The organism is Lysobacter olei, from assembly GCF_054777355.1.
Genome location: NZ_BAAHAT010000002.1, coordinates 402,009 through 420,096 on the forward strand (window position 1 = coordinate 402,009; position 18,088 = coordinate 420,096).

Sequence of the window (18,088 nt, forward strand, 5' to 3'; positions counted from 1 at the left end):
GGCTTAGAAGCTGGCCCGCACGCCGACCACGTAGCGCGTGGTTTCTTCGACGATTTCCACTTCGCCGACCATGCCCCAGGTGGGGTTGAACTTGTACAGCAGGCCAGCGTTGCCGGCGAAGGTGCCATCGAAATCGCCGCCGTCCGCGTAGCCGGCCTTCAGCCAGCCTTCCAGCTGGGGGGCCATCGCGCCGCGCACGCCGACGTTGATGCGGCCGCCGGTGGCCTGGCCGTCGAGGATTTCGCCTTCGCCGGTCATGTCGACCGAGGCGTCCTCGCGGACGAACGCCAGTTCGGTGATGAAGTCGACGCTGTCGCTCATCGCCTGGTGGTAGCCGATGCCCAGTTCCGACTGGTTGATCGAGACGTCCACGTCCACGCCGGGCACGCCGGTGTCGAAATCAGTGGAGACGCGTGCGTAGCTGCCAAAGAGGTAAAAGCTGGGGCTGATCGCCACGGAGCCGCGCAGGTAGCCGCCGTCGCCTTCGGGGCTGTCGAGTCCGTCCTCGTCGATGTGCAGCTTGGTGTAGCCGCCTTCAACGTAGGTGTAGCTCAGGCCATCGGCGGAGGCGGCGAACGGTGCAGCCGCCAACGCGGCGGCCAGAATGAGGCGCTTGTACATGGTGTGGGTCCTTTCCCCAGGGATTCACGGAATGCGCGGACGCGTTCCACGCCGCGACGCGGCGCCGCCACCGTAGTGATGCGTGACCCACATCACAATGCGAGTTTTTCGCGGGCAAAAAAGAAGCCCGGCCGGAGCCGGGCTTCATATCGCGACGTTTCGGGGGAGAGAGAGATGTCGCGATAGGTACTGCGTATTGCGGCGCGCGGCTTACCAGCTGACGCGCGGACCGACGAAGTACTGGGTGTCGCCGTCGATGAACTTCACGTCGCCCGACACGCCCCATTGCTGGTTGAACTTCACCTGGCCACCGACGCGGCCGTAGAACTCGCCGTCGTAGGAATCGCCATCTTCGTAACCGGCCAGCGCGTAGCCTTCGAAGTTCGGGGCCAGCGCCGAGCGCACACCGGCTTCAACGCTGTAGCCGTCGAAATCAATGCCCTGGCCGGCGTCGTACTTCTCGTACGCAACGCGGGTCAGCAGGTCGGTGTTGGCGGTGATGTCGCGGTTGTAACCCACGCCGACGCGGTAGTGGTCGACGTCGAAATTGGTGTTCTCGATTTCCTGCTTGTCGAACTCACCGAAGATGTGGAAGTTCGGGGCAACGGCGCCCGAGCCCTTGATCGCCCAACCATCGGCGTCGCCGGCATCGGTGTTGGTCGCGGTGTAGCCACCCTCGACGTAGTTGTAGGACACGCCATCGGCGGCCGAAGCGGCGAACGGCAGGGCGGCCAGCAGGGTCAGGGCGAACAGGGAACGCTTCATAACGGTCTAAGCCTCATTCTTGTTTGGGTCCGGTCGGGGGACGCCCGTCGGGGGAGTCGGGCGGACCGGGTGAGGGCCAGTATCCGCAGCCCGTTGTAACGTTCCCTTAATAAAAAACCGAAGGGTGCAGGAACTATCCCGCGAGGCGACGGTCACGCCGGCACGGTCAGGCTCACGCACAGTCCGCCGCCGTCGCGATTGAGCAACGCGATGCGGCCGCCGTGGGCTTCTGCGATTTCGCGCGCCAAGGCCAGCCCGAGGCCCGTGCCGTTGCGCTTGGTCGAGTAGAACGGCAGCAGTGCGTTGGCCAGCACCGAATCGTTCATGCCGTGGCCGCGATCGAGCACGTCGATGCGCCAGTCCTCCGGCAGCCGGCGGATCGCCACCTGCACGTCGCCGGCGGGAGATCCGGATTCGTGTGCGTTCTTGATCAGGTTGAGCAGTGCCTGCTCGAACTGCGCGGCGTCCACGCGCACGCTGCCGGCCGGCACCGCGCCGTCCAGCGAGAACATCACCTGGTCACGCAACTGCGCGATGAAGCGCGGCCAGTCGACCGGCTCAGTGCGCGGCGCCGGCAGCTTGGCGAAGCGCGCATAGCCGCGGATGAAGCCTTCGAGATGACGGGCGCGCTCCTCGATCGTGGCCAGCGCCGCGGGCACGCGCTCGGGTTGGCCGCGGCGCAGCAGTTCCGCACCGGAATGGGCCAGCGAGGCAATCGGCGCGAGCGAGTTGTTCAACTCATGGCTGATCACCCGGATCACCTTCTTCCAGGTGTGCACTTCCTGACGACGTAGCTCGGCCGTGAGCTGGCGCAGCAGCACGAGCTCGTGTTCGCGGCCGTTGAGGCGCAGGCGCCGGCGGGAGAGGTGGTAGATGTCCTCGTCATCCTCGTCGCCGATGCTGAACATGCCGTCGCCGCCGCGCTCGAAGGCCTCGCGCATCGGCGTCGGGGCGGTGGCGAGCAACGCCTGGAAGTCGAGGCCCTCCATGCGACGGCCTTCGCCCAGCAGTTTGCGCGCGGCCAGATTGGCGAGCACGATGCGCCGCGACGGGTCCAACAGCAGCAAGGCCACCGGCGTGTTCTGCACGATGGTGTCCAGCAGCAGTTCGCGCTGCACCAGGGCCAGCCGCTGTTCGCGCAGGGCGTCGCCCAAGGCGTTGTGGCTGGCCACCAGCTCGCCCAGTTCGCCGCCGCCGGCCCACGACAGGCTGAAGCCGTAGTCGCCGTCGCGATAGCTGCCCACCGTGCCCGTGAGGGCGCGGAACAACGACCGCATCGGCGCGAAGGCGCGACGCACGTGGTAGACCAGCAGCGGGGCCAGCAGGAGCACGGCCGCGCCGGCCGCCAACAGGGGCGAGGCCAGCCAGCGCGCCAGCCAGCACGCCAGCGCCACGGCGGCCACCATGTAGCCCAACGCGATGGCGCTGAAGACCAGGCTCAGGGGCAGGCGTTGGCGCAGGCGCATCACGGGCTGCTCACGGTCGCGTGGACTCGTCGCGACGCAGGCCCAGCCGCTCCAGTCGCCGGTACAGCGCCTGGCGCGACAGGCCCAGTTCGTGGGCCGCCTGGGCCAGCACGCCGCCGTGGCGCTGCAGCGCAGCTTCGATCGCGGCGCGGTCGGGTTCGTCGGCGCTGCCGTGGCCGTTGCCTGCGGCGATGGGCGCGACGGGGGCTGCAAGGGGCAAGCCCAGATCGCCCACGCCCAGCACCACGCCGGACGCGAGCAGCGCCGCTCGCTGGATGGTGTTGCGCAGTTCGCGCACGTTGCCCGGCCACCGGTGCGCCAACAGCGCGCGCTCCGCCGCCGTGTCCAGGCGTTTGCCCTCGGGCAGGAAATGCCGGGCCAGGGGCAGGATGTCGTCCGGGCGTTCGGCGAGCGCCGGCAACGCCAGCTCGATGGCGTTGAGCCGGTAGTACAGGTCCTCGCGGAATTGCCCGCCGCGGATCAGGGCCGGCAGATCGGCGTTGGTGGCACTGACCACGCGCACTTTGACCTGGCGCTCGCGGTTGCTGCCCAGCCGTTCGAAGCGGCCGGTCTCCAGCACCCGCAGCAGTTTCACCTGGCCGGCCGGCGGCAGGGTGCCAACCTCATCGAGGAACAAGGTGCCGCCATCGGCCGCCTCGAACTTTCCTTCGCGCGCCCGCTGTGCCCCGGTGTAGGCACCGGCCTCGGCGCCGAACAGTTCGGCTTCGATCAATTCGGCAGGCAGGGCGCCGCAGTTGAGCGCGACGAACGGTCCGGCCTTCACCGCCGAATTGGCATGCACGATCTCGGCGATCTTTTCCTTGCCCGCGCCGTTGGGGCCGGTGACCAGCACAGGCAATTCCGAGCGCGCCACCTGGCAGGCCAACGCCAGCACGCGCTCGGTCGCGGCATCGGCGAAGACATAACCACGCAGGTCGTGGTCGCGCGCCAGGGCGTTGCGGCGGCGGCGCTCGCCATCGCGGTGGCGGGCGAGTTCGCGTCGCGCCTGCGAGAGCTCCAGCAGGTTGCTGACCGTGGCCAGCAACTTGCGATCGTCCCAGGGCTTGGCCAGGTAGTCGGCCGCGCCGGCCTTGACCAGGTCAACGGCGCTTTCCAGATGCGTCCACGCCGTGAGCAGGATGACCGGCAGGTCCGGATGGCGCGCACGGATCTGCTCGAACAGCGCCACGCCTTCCTCGCCCGACGTGGTGTCGGCCTGGAAGTTCATGTCCTGCACCACCAGGTCGACCGGTTCGCGCGCCAGCAACGCGAGGCCGGCGCCCGGCGATGCCGCCACCCGCGTGTCGATGTCGTGCAGCGAGAACAGCGTCGCCAGCGCCGTGGCGACCGCGGGGTTGTCGTCGATGACCAGGATCGTGGGCATGCGTTGTTATACCTGCTCCGCTGCCTAAGCTGCAGGGGCTGCGGCGGCCGCGCGCGCTCCATCGCGGCGGCCGGGTGCAACAACTGATTGCCGGATGGCCATCACGCCGTCCGCGTCGCCACTGCCGGCGGCACCGCGGCGGCACGCAGCGCCGGCCCAAGCACGGCCGCCTGACCCAGGCCCCACAGCACCGCTGCGCCAGCGGGCAAGTAGAACAGCGGCAACCGGGGCAGCTCGTAGTGCTGCATCAGCAACTGGTTGAGTCCGTAGGCACCCAGCATGCCCAGTGCAATGCCGATCGTGGCCAACAGGAAGTTCTCGGTCTGGAAATAGCGCAGGACCTGCGCACGCGTCGCACCCAAGGCCCGGCGCACGCCAATCTGCTTGGTGCGCTGCTGCACCCAGAAGCTCGCCAGACCCACGATGCCCAGTGCGGTCACCACCAGCAGCAACACGCACACCGCCACCAGCAGCCACGCCATCGAACGGTCCTGGCGGTAATACTTGGCAATCACGTCGGTGAACGGGTCCTGGCGCAGGATGATGCGACGCGCGCTGTTGCGCTCCAGCGCCGCCACCGCGGCGGCCTGCACTTCGGCGCGGCGTGCCGGATCGGTGCGCAGAGCGAAACGACCAAAGGTGACGTTGCGCACCGGCAGAATAATCGAATAGCCGCTCTCGGCCGCGCCCCCGTTGTCGTTGGGTCGGATCAGGGTCTCCACGACGCCGACCACGCGGTGCGGGATCTCGTCGCGGTTCCAGCTGTAGATCAGCTTGCCGACCGCGCTTTCGCCGGGGAACAGCTTCTGCGCGACGGCGCGGGTCAGGATCACCGTCGGCAGGGTGAGCTTGGAGTCCGGTGCACTGAGCGCTTCCCAGTCGGCGTATTCGTCCGGTGTGAAGTCGCGGCCTTCCACCAGCTTCAGGCCCAGGGTGTCGATCAGGTGCTCGCCCATGTACACCGCGGTGTTGAGGTTGGGCATGGCCTGCTCGGGCTTGAGGCTGACCGAGCTGTTCCACGAGGAGTTGTCGAACGGCACGTGGTTGAGACTGGTCGCGGCCTTCACCCCGGGCAGGGCGCGCAACGCGGCGACGTCGCGTTGGCTGAGCTCGGCGGCCTTTTCATCGTCGCCAATGCCGGCGAGGTTGATGCGCACCAGCTCGCTGTCGGCCAGCCCCGTGGGGCGGTCCATGCGCTGCAGGCGGGTGCTGATCAGGAAGACCGCGTTGCAGATGATCGCGCACGAGAGCGCGACTTCCAGCACGATCAGCGCGGCCGCGGTCTTGTGCCGGCGCAGGGTGGAGAGGATGGGGCGGATGTCCATGGCAGTCCTCGCAGGAATTACTGGCTCTTGAGCTGGATGGCGGGTGTGACCTGGCAGGCGCGCCAGGCCGGCAACAACCCGGCGAGCAGGCTGGCGACGAGGGCCAGCGCGAAGGTGACCAGCAGCATCGTGCCGTCCATGTGCGCCAAGGCGGCATAGTCGGCCGGCTGCTGGCGCACGGCCCACAGGCCCAGCCACGCCAGCCCCAGGCCGAGCAGACCGCCGGCCATGCCCACGGTGCCGGCCTCGACCAGGCATTGGGCGAAGATCGCGCGGCGGGTGGCGCCCAACGCGCGCCGCACGCCGATCTGCGAGGCGCGGCCGAGGAACTTGGCCAGCAGCAGTCCGACGGTGTTGAGCAGGCACACGGCCAGGAAGCCCAAGGCGAGCCACAGCTGCAGGCGCACGTCGCCGGGCACCGCGTCGCGATCGTCCAGCCACTCCATCACGCTGTGCAGGCGCACGTTGGTCGGACGCTCGAAGCGGCCGGCCGCCCGCTGCTGGTCGGCATAGTTGGTCAGGTACTGGCGATAGGCGGCGACCTTCGCGGGCGTGCCCAGTTCGACCCAGTACTGCAACCAGGCGCACGGTGCATTGGCGCCCTGTGCGCCCTCGGGATCACTGCCGGTGTCGCCCCAGCAATTCATGTTGCCTTGCGTCGGGAACTTCAGCGCACGCGAGGTCCAGAACGGCACGAACACCTGCTCCACTTCGCTGAAGAGGTCGTTGGTGACGTCGTAGAACCGCGGCGTCGGCCGCCAGTCGTCCATAACGCCGATGATGCGCAGGCGTTGCCCGCCGGCCAGCAGGGTCTGGCCCACGCTGTTGGCGCCGCCGAACAGTTTTTCATTGAGCGCGCTGGAGATCACCGCCACCGGCGCCCGGGCCTCGTCGTCGGTGCCGCTCCAGCCGTTGCCGTGGCGGAACGGCACGTCGAACATGGCGAAGAAATCGGCGGTGGTGTAGCGCGAGTCGACACGGAATGGCTCGATCCGTCCGTCCGTCGCTTCGATGGCCAGCGTGCCGCCGGTCATCAACGCCTGGCGGTCGCCGCGCTTGTCGCGCAGCAGCGCCTCGGCGTCGAAGCGGGTCATCTGCGTCTCCGGGTCCTCGCCCGGCGTGAAGCCGTTGCGTGAGCGCGGATCCAGCCGCGGGTAGAACAGGGTGTCGCTCTTGGCCGGGATCGGGTCGCCGGACAACACGTGGAATACGGTCAACGTGGTCATGCTGGCGCCGATGCCGAGCGCGATCGCGAGCACCATCAGCGCGGTCAACACCCGGTTGCGGCGGAAGCTGCGCAGGGCGAGCTCAAGGTAATAGCCGAACATGGCGCCTCCTCAACCGATCGGGTTCGCGGCGCGGGCCTCGGCCTCGGCGGCCAGCTGGCGCGCGCGCACCAGGCTCGGCTCCACCGCCACGTCGGTGGCCATGCCATCGACGATGTGCACGTTGCGCTGCGCGCGTGCGGCCAGCTCCGGGTCATGGGTCACCATCACGATGGTGGTGCCGGCGGCGTTGATCTCCTCCAGCAACTCCATCACCCCACGGGCCATCTGCGAGTCGAGGTTGCCAGTGGGTTCGTCGGCCAGCAGCAGGCGCGGCTGGCCGGCGAGGGCGCGGGCGATCGCCGCGCGCTGCTGCTGGCCGCCCGACAGTTCGGCCGGGTAGTGCTTCATGCGCGAGGCGAGCCCCACCTGCGCGAGCGCATGCTCGATGCGCTGGCGGCGGTCGGCAGCGGGCAGGCCGCGGTAGCGCAATGGCACGTCGACGTTGTCGAACAGGTTGAGATCGGGGATCAGGTTGAAGCCCTGGAAGATGAAGCCGATCTTGCGGTTGCGCAGGCGCGAGCGCGCATCGTCCGACAAGCCGCTCACGTCCTCGCCGTCGAGTTGGTAGCGGCCGCCGGTGAAGTCCTCGAGCAGGCCGGCGATGTTGAGGAAGGTGGTCTTGCCGGAGCCCGACGGCCCGGTGACCGCGACGAACTCGCCCTCGCGCACGTGCAGGTCAAGCGAACGGAGCGCGTGCGTCTCCACCAGTTCAGTGCGGAAAACCTTGGTGACACCTTGCATGTGCAACATGGACGGGCTCCTGGGGGCAGGTTCAGCGATAGACGTGGAAGTGGGCGGGCAGCGCGGCGTTGCGCGCATAGCCTTCGCGCGGCGTGCGGCGTGGGGCGGCGACGGTGTTGGCGGCATGGGCGCCGTGGTCGGGTGCGTCAAAATCGAGCATTTCGAACAGGCGCAGCGGCACGGCCGCGGCCAGTTCGTGTGATGACCAATGCAGCGTTGCCGGGAAATGGGACGAAGCGTTCATGTCACTCTCCTGAGACGCGGATGCGTTCGGCATCGCCGAACAGGTCGGTACCGGCCACGACGATGCGGTCGCCGGCACGGGCGCCATCGACGATCTCGACGGCGTTGAGGCTGCTGGCACCGGTGCGCACGGCGCGCTTGACCGCGGTGCTGCCGTTCATGACGAAGGCGCTGTGGCCGCCACCCTGTTCCACGAACGGACCGCGGTCGACCATCAGCACGTTGCGTCGGGTGTCGAGCACGATGCGTGCGCCCAGCCGCTGGTTCTGGCGCAGCCCCGGCGGGCTCTTGCCGGTGAAGCGCAGGCGACCGGTGACTTCGCCATTGACCACTTCCGGCGACACCGCCGAGACCGCGGCGGCGTAGTTGCCACCCGGGCCGCTGAGCTGCGCCGGCATGCCGATGGCCAGGTCACGGGCGAAGCTTTCCGGCACCTTGATCTCGACTTCGAACACCGACAGGTCGACCACGCTCAACACCGGCGCGTTGAGCGCCACGTTGCTGCGTTGCGCGGCCAGCACTTGGCCGACTTGCCCGTCAAACGGGGCGCGCAGGGTCAGCGCGTCGACCTGGCGCTGGACTTCAGCCACCACCGCGCGCTGGCGGTTGGCCAGCAGGTGTTTGTTGCGCGTGTCCAGGCCCGCGCCCTGGCCCTGCAGCTGCAGGTCCTGGCGGGCGTGCGACAGGCCGATCTCGGCCTTCTTCAACTCATCGCGCGCACGCAACACGTCGACCTGCGGCACCGCGCCGCCGTCGAAGCCGCGCTGGTTGCGCTCCAGGGCGCGTTCGGCCGCCTGGCGGTCGACCATGGCCTGGTCGAACAGCTTGCGTGCGTTGGAACGGGCCAGCGCGGCGTCCAGCGCCGCGCGGCTGGCTTCGGCTTCCAGACTGGCGAGCGTGGCCTGCTCCTGCGCCAGCAGGCTGCGCAGTTCGGGGCTGTCGATCTCGGCCAGCGCCTGGCCCCGCTTCACCGCATCGCCGGCCACCACGTGCAGCGTGACCGTACCGCCGGCGATGGCATACAGGGTCGGATTGTTGGCCGCGATCACGCGGCCGTCGACGGCGATGTCGCGGACCAGGTCGCCGCGCCGGACCTCGGCGATGCGCAGTCGGCCCGCGTCGACCGAACGCGATCCGGCACTCCAGCCCTGGGCGAGCCAGACCGCGGCCGACAGCAACGCGACGCCGCCACCGGCGATGAGCAGGGTGCGACGACGTGAGCGTTTGGCCAACGCCGCGGTGGCGGCGGCGCCAATCGCGTGGTCCTGCGCGGAGGTGTCCCGGATGGTCATGGAGTCCTGTGTCTGGGCCGACGGGATGGCCCGTGTTCACAGGAAGGATTGCAATCCGCGTGCCAATGACTAAGTGATTGATGCAAAAAGAATCAGTGGCGGTGTCCGGGGTGTCCGCAGCGTCCCCGGACGTGTCCGGCGGACGGACGCGCCCCCGAGATGCATCGACGCCGATCCCACGGCCCGCAGTGGCCGCGCCCCGCCGCCGCCGCCCGGCGTGGCCGTACCCGAATGGGTGACACGTTGCTCCGGATGGGAATGCCGTGTCGCGACAATCCGTGCGCGCACCGAGGGACTGCTGCCATGTCGATCGCCATCCGCTGGTGCAGCCCGGGGAACCTCGACGCGCACACCCGTGCGGCGTGGAGCGAGCTGGGGCAGCGCGCGCGGCACCCCAGTCCGTTCCTGTTGCCGCAGTTCATTGCCCCTGCGGCGCGCTGGCTGACGCCGGGGCGCCCGCCGCGCATCGCCCTGTTCGAACGCCTCGGGCGCGGACCGCGGGAGCTGGTCGGTGTTGGCTGTTTCACCGCCGACCCACCGGGGCTGTACCTGCCCGTCCCCCACTGGCGCGGCTACCGCACCCGGCACTCGTTCCGGACTGGGTTGCTGGTCTCGCCGGACGACGGCGACGCGGTGGCCGAAGTGTTGCTGGGCGCGATCCGGGGGGGTGAGGGCGCCCCGCGCGGCCACGCGATCCTGTTTGGCAACGTGCTTGAACATGACGATGGCCTGTCCGCGCTGCGGCGGGTCGCCCTGGCCGACGGCGGCAGTTGGCACGAAGTGCGTCGCTTCGCCCGGCCGGTCCTGCACGTGCCCGACGGGGTGGACGCGGCGCAGGCCGTGCCGCGCAAGGTGTTGAAGAACCTGCGGCGGCATCGCCGGCGCCTGGAGGAACTCGGCCCCGTGCGCACCCGCGTGCTCCAGGGCGACGCGGTGGCGCCGGCGGTCGCCGAGCGTTTCCTGCTGTTGGAGCGCAGTGGCTGGAAGGGGGCGAAAGGCAGCGCGCTGTGGTGCACCCCGGCGGGCACCGGCTTCTTCCTCGAGATGGTCGCCCAGTTCAGTCAGGTCGGCGCCGCCGTGTTCGTGGAGGTCCTGCTGGGCGACCAGGTGATCGGCTCCACCTGCAACTTCCTGGTGGGCGGCACGTTCAGTGCGTTCAAGATCGGCTGGCACCCGCACTATGCCAAACACAGCCCCGGCTGCCTGACCAAGCTGGCGGCGCTGGAAGCGCTATCAGTCACCTGGCCCGGGGTCGCCAAGTTCGACAGCAATGCCCAGGAAAAATCCTGGCTCGCGCAGATGTTGCCGCACACCGAAACCGTCGTGGCCGGCGTGCTGGCCACCACGCGGATCGGCACCGCCGCGCTCACCGCCACGCGCCTGTTGCGCCCGCTGGTCAGCCGGCTGGGCGGCAGCCCGTTCTCGGACCGGCCACTGGCGCCGGACTGGCCCCGGCCGATGCCGGTCCTGGGCCGCGCCGCTCAGGCGCCGCCCACGAACCCTTGTTGACGCCACGCCTCGAACACCACCACCGCCACCGCATTGGACAAGTTGAGGCTGCGGTTGTCCGGGCGCATCGGCAGCCGGATGCGTTGCCCGGCTGGCACCTGCGCCAGCACGTCCTCCGGCAACCCCCGTGTCTCCGGACCGAACAGGAAGGCATCGCCCGGCCGGTAGGCCACCGTGTCATGGCGCACGCTGCCGCGCGTGCTCAGCGCGAACAGCCGCGGCGGCGTGCCGTTGTCCGCGGCGATGGCGGCGAGCGCCGCGGCCAGGCTGTCGTGCACCTGCAGCGTGGCGTACTCGTGGTAGTCCAGCCCCGCGCGCTTGAGTTGCTTGTCTTCCAGCGTGAAGCCCAGTGGCGCGACCAGGTGCAGGCGCGCACCGGTGTTGGCGCACAGGCGGATCACGTTGCCGGTGTTGGGCGGGATCTCGGGCTGGAACAGGATGACGTCAAACATCGCGGCGGCGTTCACCAGGGCATCGGCTTGCCGTCACGGGCAAGGAAATGCCCGCTGTCGGCCAGGGTCGCGGCCTCGACCACCTGCAGCATCGACGCCACCGATTCGGGCGCGGCCACGGTGGCACCACTGCCGCCCATGTCGGTCATCACCCAGCCCGGGTGGAAGGCCAGCACGGTCACGCCGCGTTCGGCCAAGGCCTGCGCCAGCAGGGCGGTGACCATGTTCAGGGCCGCCTTCGACACCGCGTAGGACGGGGTGTGGAAGCCGTCCACCGACGCCACCGAGCCCAGCACCGACGACAGGTTCACCACCTTCGCCCCCGCGGCCAAGTGCGGCGCCAGCGCCTGGGTCAGCAGCAGCGGACCCACCGCGTTGGTGCGGAAGCTGTCCTCGAAACTGTCGGCGGTCAGGTGGCCGAAGCGCTCGCCCGAATGCAGCACGCCTGCGTTGTTGACCAGCAGGTCGACGGCACCGCCCACGAGCGGCAGTTCCCGTACCAATTCGGCGTGCGACTTTGCCGCGGCCACGTCCAGGGGCAGCACGTGCAGGTGGCCAGGGTGCTCGGCAGCCAGCGCATTGAGCGCGGTCGCGCGCCCCGGGTGGCGGCAGGTGGCGGTCACTCGGTCGCCGCGTTCGAGCAGCTGGCGGGTGAACTCCAGACCGATGCCACGGTTGGCGCCGGTGACCAGGCAATGCAGGGAGGGGCGGGTGGGCATGGCGGCGGCTCCGGGGCGTGGGGTGCATTTTCGCCGAAACCGGCCGGGGTGGCGCGACCGTGTGGGTGACGCCTCCGTGTGTGTACACGCCCTCGCCGCCGTGCCCGGCGCTGCACGGCAGGCGGGCCACGCAATGCGTGCCGCAACCCCCTACCGGGACTTGTGGCCTAGTGCCCCGGTCGGACCCCACCGCTACCATCGACCGTTGCCCGATCCGGGTGCCTGCCTCACATGGAGCGTCGAAATGACCGTGTTTGCCCGGCCGCGTGCCGCCGCCCTCGCCCTTGCCCTCGCCACCGCGATGGGCGGGCTGACCTTTACCCCGGCGTCCGCGCTGGCCAAGGCCCCGGCCAAGGTCGACATCGCCTATGACCAGTTCACCCTGCCCAACGGCCTGCGGGTGATCGTGCACACCGACCGCAAGGCGCCGATCGTCGCGGTCAACCTCTGGTACCACGTGGGCAGCAAGGATGAGCCGGCGGGTCGCAGCGGCTTCGCCCACCTGTTCGAGCACCTGATGTTCAACGGCTCGGAAAACCACCCGGGCGAATACTTCGAACCGTTCGAGATGATCGGCGCCACCGACATGAACGGCACCACCAACCAGGACCGCACCAACTACTTCCAGAACGTGCCGACTACCGCGCTCGACACCGCGCTGTGGATGGAGTCCGACCGCATGGGCCACCTGCTCGGCGCGATCGACCAGAAGACCCTGGACGAGCAGCGCGGCGTGGTGCAGAACGAAAAGCGGCAGGGCGAGAACCAGCCCTACGGCCAGGTCTGGACCAAGCTGGGCGAAGCGCTGTACCCGAAGAGCCACCCGTACGGCCACACCGTCATCGGCTCGATGAACGACCTCAACGCCGCGTCGCTGGATGACGTGAAGCAGTGGTTCCGCACCTGGTACGGCCCGAACAACGCGGTGCTGGTGCTGGCCGGCGACATCGACGTCAAGACCGCCCGGGAGAAGGTGACCCAGTACTTCGGCCACATCCCGGCGTCGCCGACCATGGCCCAACCGAAGGTCGACGTGGCCGTGCGCGCCCAGTCCACCCGCGAGGTGATGCAGGACAAGGTGCCGGCAGTGCGCATCTACCGCGCCTGGAACGTGGCCCAGGTCGGCACCGCCGACATCGACAAGCTGCAGCTGCTCGGCTTCGTGCTGGGCGGCAGCAAGAGCTCGCGCCTGGATACTCGCCTGCTGCACGGTGACAAGCTGGTCGACAACATCGAAGCCGGCGCCTACGCCTCGCAGCTGGGCTCCAACTTCATGATCTCGGCCACGCTCAAGGACGGCGTCGACCCGGCCAAGGTCGAAGCCATCATCGAGGAGGAACTGCGCAAGCTGATCGCCGAAGGCCCGACGGCCGCCGAACTGGCGCAGGCCAAGACGGCCACCCGCGCCAGCTTCATCCGCGGCATTGAGCGCATCGGCGGCTTCGGCGGCAAGGCCGACGCCCTGGCCGAATGCGCGATCTACACCGGCAACCCGGGCTGCTTCCGCGACTCGCTGAAGACCATCGAGTCGGCCACCGCCGCCGACCTGAAGGCCGTGGGCGCGCAATGGCTCGGCAAGGGCGACCACACCCTCGTGGTGGCCAAGGGCGAGCGCACCCCGTTGCCGGAAGACCCGGCCGGCACCCCGGCGCCCTTCCAGTTGCCGGCCGTGGACAAGAAGTACAAGACCACCGCCAGCACCGTTGACCGCAAGGCCGGCGTGCCGATGCCGACCCAGTTCCCGCAGCTGACCTTCCCGGCGCTGCAGCGCGCGACCCTGTCCAACGGCACGCAGGTGATCCTGGCCGAGCGCCACGACATCCCGGTGGTGCAGATGAGCTACCAGTTCAACGGGGGCTACACCGCCGACCACGGCGCCAAGCTGGGCACGTCGAGCTTTGCCATGGGCATGCTGGACGAGGGTGCCGGCGAGCTGGGCACGCTGGCCTTCGCCAACCGCGCCGAAGCACTGGGTGCCAACCTCGGCGCCAGCGCCTCGCTGGACGGCAGCAGCGTCTACCTCTCGGCGCTGAAGGAGAACCTGGACCCGTCGCTGGACCTGTTCGCCGACATGCTGCGCGCCCCGCGCTTCGACCAGGCGGAAGTCGACCGCATCAAGGCCAGCTGGATCGCCGGCATCAAGCAGGAGAAGGCGCGCCCGACCTCGGCCGCGCTACGCGTGCTGCCGCCGCTGCTGTACGGCAACGACCACGCCTACGCCATTCCGTTCAGCGGCAGCGGCACCGAAGCCTCCATTGCCAGCCTGACCCGCGACGACCTCGTGGCGTTCCACAAGGCCTGGGTGCGTCCGGAAGGCTCGACCCTGATCGTGGTGGGCGACACCACGCTCAAGGACGTCGTGCCGCTGCTGGAAAAGCACCTGGGTGACTGGAAGGGTGAGGGCGCGGCGCCGGTGGCCGCCAGCCCGGCCGGCGTGGCCCGTCCGACCCAGCCGCGCGTGTTCCTGGTGGATCAGCCGGGCGCGGTGCAGGCCAACCTCTTCGTCGGCCAGCTGATGCCCTCGTCCAAGGACCCGGGCGCGGTCAAGCTGGAAGTGGCCAACGACGTCATCGGTGGCTCGTTCACCGCGCGCCTGAACATGAACCTGCGCGAGGACAAGCACTGGTCCTACGGCGCCCGCACCCAGCTGGTCAACGCCCTGGGCCCGCGCCCGTGGCTGGCGGTGGCGCCGGTGCAGATCGACAAGACCGTCGAGTCGATGAAGGAAGTGCAGCGTGAGGTCGCCGACTACGTCAGCGGCAAGGCACCGCCGACCGCCGCCGAGATCGCCAAGATCCAGGCCAACGAAAGCCGCAGTCTGCCGGGTGCGTACGAGACCGCCAGCGCGGTGATGGGCACCATCGGCGGCATCGTCCGCTACGGCCGTCCGGACGACTACGTCACTCGCCGCAACGCCGAGATCGCGGCGCTGACGCCGGCGCAGGTGGCCGAAGCAGCGAAGGCCATCGACGCCAACGCCCTGACCTGGGTAGTGGTGGGTGACCTGAAGCAGATCGAGGCCCCGGTGCGCTCGCTGAACCTGGGTCCGGTGCAGGTGCTGGACGCCGATGGCAAGCCGGTGGCCGCGACCGCGGCCGCTGCGGCGGCGCCCACCGCGACCGGCAACGGCCAGCGGGCGAAGTGATTCGCTGACGTGCGTCCGCTCGCACGCCGCCGGCCCAAGGCCGGAGGCGTGCGAGTCACCCGCGATTCATGGCCGCGGTTCTCAACCTCGACGCCCCGGGCGACAATCCGGGGCGTTGTCTCTTTCCGACCCGGGAGAATCCGATGCGCCGACTGTTGCCGCTTGCCATTGCCGCCACCCTGCTTGCCGGCGGGTGCACCTGGGTGCACATGGCCCCGGGCGCCAGTGGCGTAAGCGTCATCGGTGCGGGCGCCGCCCCGGGGGGTTGCGAAAAGCGCGGCGAGGTCGAGGTGTCGGTCAAGGACCGCATCGGGCCATACGAGCGCAACACCCTGCGCGTGCGGGAGGAGCTGGAGACCCTGGCCCGCAACGAGGCCCCGGGCCTGGGCGCCAACACGGTGCAGCCGCTCGCCGAGCCCCACGACGGCACCCAGCGCTTCACTGCCTGGCGCTGCGCCGGGCGCTGACGCGGGCGCGGGGGTCCGTCACCGCGGCGCGCTCGGCATCCTACCCGCGCCTGCGACGGGGTCTTGCAGGAAACGGCGCACGGCGGACCTGGCTGCTAGGTGAACTCCGCCGGGAATCGGTCGCCATCGTGCCGGCAACGTCCGACTTTCGTCGTCTTGGGCCCTCCGTCGGGATCGGGCGGGTGCGCTGCGGCCGCGAAGGCGTTAATCTTTCGTGTTCTACGCCCACTTGGTTCGCCCGCCCATGCTGTTCCAACACGTCGCCATCGCCGGCCTGGCCCACATCGACGCGCCGCGCCGCCTGAGCTCGGAGGAGATCAACGCCCGGCTCAAGCCGACGCTGGATCGCCTCGGCATCAAGACCGACGTGCTCGGCGACATCGCCGGCATCCATGCCCGCCGCCTGTGGGACGGCGACGTGCAGGCGTCCGATGCCGCGACCCTGGCCGCGGTGAAGGCACTGGCCGACGCCGGCATCGAACCCGATCGCGTGGGCCTGCTGGTCAACACCTCGGTCAGCCGCGACTACCTGGAGCCGTCCACCGCTTCGATCGTCAGCGGCAACCTCGGCCTGCCCGACACCTGCCAGAACTTCGACGTGGCCAACGCCTGCCTCGCCTTCATCAACGGCATGGACATCGCCAGCCGCATGATCGAGCGCGGTGAAATCGAGTACGCGCTGGTAGTCGATGGCGAGACCGCCGACCTCGCCTACGAGAAGACCATCGAGCGCATGACCCGCGCCGATGTCACCGACGAGGACTTCCGCAACGAACTGGCCACGCTGACGCTGGGCTCCGGCGCCGCGGCGATGGTGCTGGCGCGCAGCGAACTGGCGCCGGGCGCGCCGCGCTACAAGGGCGGCGTCACCCGCGCGGCCACCGAGTGGAACAAGCTGTGCCGCGGCAACCTCGACGGCATGGTCACCGACACCCGCATGCTGCTGATCGAGGGCATCAAGCTGGCGACCAAGACCTTCGAAGTCGCCAAGCAGAAGCTCGGCTGGGTGGCCGCCGAACTGGACGAGTTCGTCATCCACCAGGTCAGCAAGGTGCACACCGCCGCCTTCACCAAGGCCATGGGCATCGACCCGAAGAAGGTCATGACCATCTTTAACGAGCACGGCAACATCGGTCCGGCCTCGGTGCCGATCGTGCTGAGCAAGCTGCGTGAAATGGGCCGCCTGAAGAAGGGTGACCGCGTGGCGCTGCTGGGCATCGGCTCGGGCCTGAACTGCTCGATGGCCGAGGTCGTCTGGTAAACACCGCGGCGCCGGGCGGCGAAGGCTGCCCGGGCGTCTTCGATCGAAAGCCCGGCCGCACTGCAGGCCGGGCTTTTTTTGTGGGTGCGGCGTCAGTGGCGGGCGCAGCGGCGTGGATCCAGGCCGGCGCGCTCGCACAGCTGGCGCCGGCAGCGCAGCCCCTGCAGGTGGCTCGCGGCGGGGCATTGGTCCAACTGGGCCCGCAATGACGGCGGTTCCGCGTTCGTCGGTGTCGAGGTGGCAGGCGCCGCCGGTTTCGCGGCCGCCGCGGGCATCGGCGCCCGATCCAACTGGCGCGCCAGCTGGTCCAGCGCCACGGTGTCGCGCGGCGCCGCCGCCGGCTGGATGTTGTCCAACAGGGCTTGCAGCAAACCGGGCTCGTGACCCGCCGCCGCAGCCGTGCTCGCCCGCCGGGCAGCCGCGGGCGCCAATGCCTGGGCCGATGCCGACGCACGCTCCGGTGTGGATCGCGGAGCCGGTCCCGGCGTGGATGCCCCTGCCGCGGTCGCCTTGTCTGTCGTCGCCACTGAGGCCGCCGTCTGCCGCGCGCGCTCGGTACCCACGCCACGGTCCTGCACGGGTGTGGCCGTGGTACCGATCGCATTGAAGGGATTGCGTGCCTGCGTGGTGAGCGATTGCGCATCGGGTCCCGGTCCGGCATTTGCGATCGCGCCTTCCGGCCGGTCCGGGTGCGTGGTTAGGGCATCAAACGGGTTCTGGATCGTCCCGGGCCCGGGCGATGGCGCGTCCACCAATGTCGCCGTCGACGGTTCGACGGGCGCGGGCGCCGCAAGGGGCGCGCGTCCGGACGCCGGGAACGATGCCACGGGCGCATCGGGCATCAACGTCGCCCACGCCAACGCGACCAGTGACGCCAATGCCAGCACGGCAGCAAGCGCCGCGCGAAGATGCCTCGGGCGGCGCGACCGTCGTGGCGCGGGCAGCGGTGCCGTGTCTGCTAGGATGCGCGCCGGCAAAGGGCCAGGCGCGAGGCGCTGCGTATCGGCACCCGCCAACAGGCTGGGGCGCCGTGGTTTGGCATCGTGCCGATCCACGTGGACTCCTTTCCGACCCGGTCCGTGCCGGGTCACATGCGGCCGCATTCTGGGATGCGCCGCCACCACCGTCAAATGCCGTCGCCAGGGAAGGTGCCGCTTGATCGCTGTCTTGGTGTCGCTGCTGTTCGTCGCGGTGTCGTGGTGTCGCGGGCCGCTTGGTTGCTGCTGTTCGACGAGGCGCGCGCACGCGTAGCGTCCCGCCTGATGCGCTGGCAACGCGCCGTCGACGCACGCGCCGTGCAGGGCTGGTCTCGTACCACGTGCACGCCCCGCGCGTCGTGTCGGCACGCAGCGAATAGGGCGGGCCGGCTG

The 18,088-nt window shown here is 69.6% G+C and carries 16 protein-coding genes; 4 read left to right on the forward strand and 12 right to left on the reverse strand.

The genetic code is table 11. The annotated features are described in order from the left end of the window. Positions 1–3 precede the first annotated feature (3 nt). The 9 genes from ACYVBS_RS04470 to ACYVBS_RS04510 form a co-directional block, all read right to left on the reverse strand. Entirely contained in the window at positions 4–621 is a 618-nt protein-coding gene (locus ACYVBS_RS04470) for an outer membrane beta-barrel protein (protein WP_460822056.1), read from the reverse strand. Positions 622–831: 210 nt separating this feature from the next. Continuing rightward, a complete protein-coding gene (locus ACYVBS_RS04475) occupies positions 832–1,386 on the reverse strand; it encodes an OmpO family porin (protein WP_460822057.1) in 555 nt (184 codons plus the stop codon). Positions 1,387–1,538: 152 nt separating this feature from the next. Further along, on the reverse strand, positions 1,539–2,852 hold the full coding sequence (locus ACYVBS_RS04480) for a sensor histidine kinase (protein WP_460822059.1): 1,314 nt from the start codon (positions 2,850–2,852) through the stop codon (positions 1,539–1,541). A 10-nt stretch (positions 2,853–2,862) separates the two neighbouring features. Next, positions 2,863–4,236 carry a sigma-54-dependent transcriptional regulator gene (locus tag ACYVBS_RS04485; RefSeq protein ID WP_460822061.1) on the reverse strand — a complete coding sequence of 458 codons (1,374 nt, stop codon included), beginning with the start codon at positions 4,234–4,236 and terminating at the stop codon, positions 2,863–2,865. A gap of 101 nt (positions 4,237–4,337) precedes the next feature. Further along, positions 4,338–5,561 (reverse strand): ABC transporter permease, encoded by a 1,224-nt coding sequence (locus ACYVBS_RS04490; RefSeq protein WP_460822062.1) that lies wholly within the window; start codon positions 5,559–5,561, stop codon positions 4,338–4,340. A gap of 17 nt (positions 5,562–5,578) precedes the next feature. Next, positions 5,579–6,889 (reverse strand): ABC transporter permease, encoded by a 1,311-nt coding sequence (locus ACYVBS_RS04495; RefSeq protein ID WP_460822063.1) that lies wholly within the window; start codon positions 6,887–6,889, stop codon positions 5,579–5,581. A 9-nt stretch (positions 6,890–6,898) separates the two neighbouring features. Further along, the gene (locus tag ACYVBS_RS04500; RefSeq protein ID WP_460822064.1) at positions 6,899–7,639 is read right to left on the reverse strand and encodes an ABC transporter ATP-binding protein; all 741 of its coding nucleotides are present in this window, start codon (positions 7,637–7,639) and stop codon (positions 6,899–6,901) included. A gap of 22 nt (positions 7,640–7,661) precedes the next feature. Beyond that, entirely contained in the window at positions 7,662–7,874 is a 213-nt protein-coding gene (locus ACYVBS_RS04505; RefSeq protein ID WP_460822065.1) for a hypothetical protein, read from the reverse strand. Between the two features lies 1 nt (position 7,875). Then, a complete protein-coding gene (locus tag ACYVBS_RS04510; RefSeq protein WP_460822066.1) occupies positions 7,876–9,165 on the reverse strand; it encodes an efflux RND transporter periplasmic adaptor subunit in 1,290 nt (429 codons plus the stop codon). Between the two features lie 303 nt (positions 9,166–9,468). Here ACYVBS_RS04510 and ACYVBS_RS04515 point away from each other — a divergent pair, with 303 nt between their 5' ends. Next, positions 9,469–10,674 carry a GNAT family N-acetyltransferase gene (locus ACYVBS_RS04515; RefSeq protein WP_460822067.1) on the forward strand — a complete coding sequence of 402 codons (1,206 nt, stop codon included), beginning with the start codon at positions 9,469–9,471 and terminating at the stop codon, positions 10,672–10,674. On the opposite strand, the gene ACYVBS_RS04520 is transcribed toward ACYVBS_RS04515, so the two are convergent. Continuing rightward, complete coding sequence (locus ACYVBS_RS04520) at positions 10,647–11,141, reverse strand: tRNA (cytidine(34)-2'-O)-methyltransferase (protein WP_460822068.1); 495 nt, start codon at positions 11,139–11,141, stop codon at positions 10,647–10,649. The two genes, ACYVBS_RS04515 and ACYVBS_RS04520, sit on opposite strands and share 28 nt — an antisense overlap. After that, positions 11,138–11,845 (reverse strand): SDR family oxidoreductase, encoded by a 708-nt coding sequence (locus ACYVBS_RS04525; protein WP_460822069.1) that lies wholly within the window; start codon positions 11,843–11,845, stop codon positions 11,138–11,140. The genes ACYVBS_RS04520 and ACYVBS_RS04525 overlap by 4 nt, the downstream gene beginning before the upstream one ends. Positions 11,846–12,089: 244 nt before the next feature. Here ACYVBS_RS04525 and ACYVBS_RS04530 point away from each other — a divergent pair, with 244 nt between their 5' ends. From ACYVBS_RS04530 to ACYVBS_RS04540, 3 genes are all read left to right on the forward strand, one after another. Beyond that, positions 12,090–14,990, forward strand: coding sequence for a M16 family metallopeptidase (locus ACYVBS_RS04530; RefSeq protein ID WP_460822070.1), 2,901 nt, complete (start codon positions 12,090–12,092; stop codon positions 14,988–14,990). A gap of 143 nt (positions 14,991–15,133) precedes the next feature. Next, the gene (locus ACYVBS_RS04535) at positions 15,134–15,457 is read left to right on the forward strand and encodes a DUF4156 domain-containing protein (protein WP_460822071.1); all 324 of its coding nucleotides are present in this window, start codon (positions 15,134–15,136) and stop codon (positions 15,455–15,457) included. 244 nt (positions 15,458–15,701) lie between these two features. Further along, the gene (locus tag ACYVBS_RS04540; RefSeq protein WP_460822072.1) at positions 15,702–16,718 is read left to right on the forward strand and encodes a 3-oxoacyl-ACP synthase III; all 1,017 of its coding nucleotides are present in this window, start codon (positions 15,702–15,704) and stop codon (positions 16,716–16,718) included. A 92-nt stretch (positions 16,719–16,810) separates the two neighbouring features. Here the strand turns inward: ACYVBS_RS04540 and ACYVBS_RS04545 are convergent, their stop codons facing one another. Then, entirely contained in the window at positions 16,811–17,605 is a 795-nt protein-coding gene (locus ACYVBS_RS04545) for a hypothetical protein (protein WP_460822073.1), read from the reverse strand. Positions 17,606–18,088 lie beyond the last annotated feature (483 nt).

Coding starts and splice junctions, on each gene's coding strand:
- ACYVBS_RS04470 (WP_460822056.1), bottom strand. CDS start 621: ATGTACAAGCGCCTCATTCTGGCCGCCGCGTTGGCGGCTGCACCGTTC.
- ACYVBS_RS04475 (WP_460822057.1), bottom strand. CDS start 1,386: ATGAAGCGTTCCCTGTTCGCCCTGACCCTGCTGGCCGCCCTGCCGTTC.
- ACYVBS_RS04480 (WP_460822059.1), bottom strand. CDS start 2,852: ATGCGCCTGCGCCAACGCCTGCCCCTGAGCCTGGTCTTCAGCGCCATC.
- ACYVBS_RS04485 (WP_460822061.1), bottom strand. CDS start 4,236: ATGCCCACGATCCTGGTCATCGACGACAACCCCGCGGTCGCCACGGCG.
- ACYVBS_RS04490 (WP_460822062.1), bottom strand. CDS start 5,561: ATGGACATCCGCCCCATCCTCTCCACCCTGCGCCGGCACAAGACCGCG.
- ACYVBS_RS04495 (WP_460822063.1), bottom strand. CDS start 6,889: ATGTTCGGCTATTACCTTGAGCTCGCCCTGCGCAGCTTCCGCCGCAAC.
- ACYVBS_RS04500 (WP_460822064.1), bottom strand. CDS start 7,639: ATGTTGCACATGCAAGGTGTCACCAAGGTTTTCCGCACTGAACTGGTG.
- ACYVBS_RS04505 (WP_460822065.1), bottom strand. CDS start 7,874: ATGAACGCTTCGTCCCATTTCCCGGCAACGCTGCATTGGTCATCACAC.
- ACYVBS_RS04510 (WP_460822066.1), bottom strand. CDS start 9,165: ATGACCATCCGGGACACCTCCGCGCAGGACCACGCGATTGGCGCCGCC.
- ACYVBS_RS04515 (WP_460822067.1), top strand. CDS start 9,469: ATGTCGATCGCCATCCGCTGGTGCAGCCCGGGGAACCTCGACGCGCAC.
- ACYVBS_RS04525 (WP_460822069.1), bottom strand. CDS start 11,845: ATGCCCACCCGCCCCTCCCTGCATTGCCTGGTCACCGGCGCCAACCGT.
- ACYVBS_RS04530 (WP_460822070.1), top strand. CDS start 12,090: ATGACCGTGTTTGCCCGGCCGCGTGCCGCCGCCCTCGCCCTTGCCCTC.
- ACYVBS_RS04535 (WP_460822071.1), top strand. CDS start 15,134: ATGCGCCGACTGTTGCCGCTTGCCATTGCCGCCACCCTGCTTGCCGGC.
- ACYVBS_RS04540 (WP_460822072.1), top strand. CDS start 15,702: ATGCTGTTCCAACACGTCGCCATCGCCGGCCTGGCCCACATCGACGCG.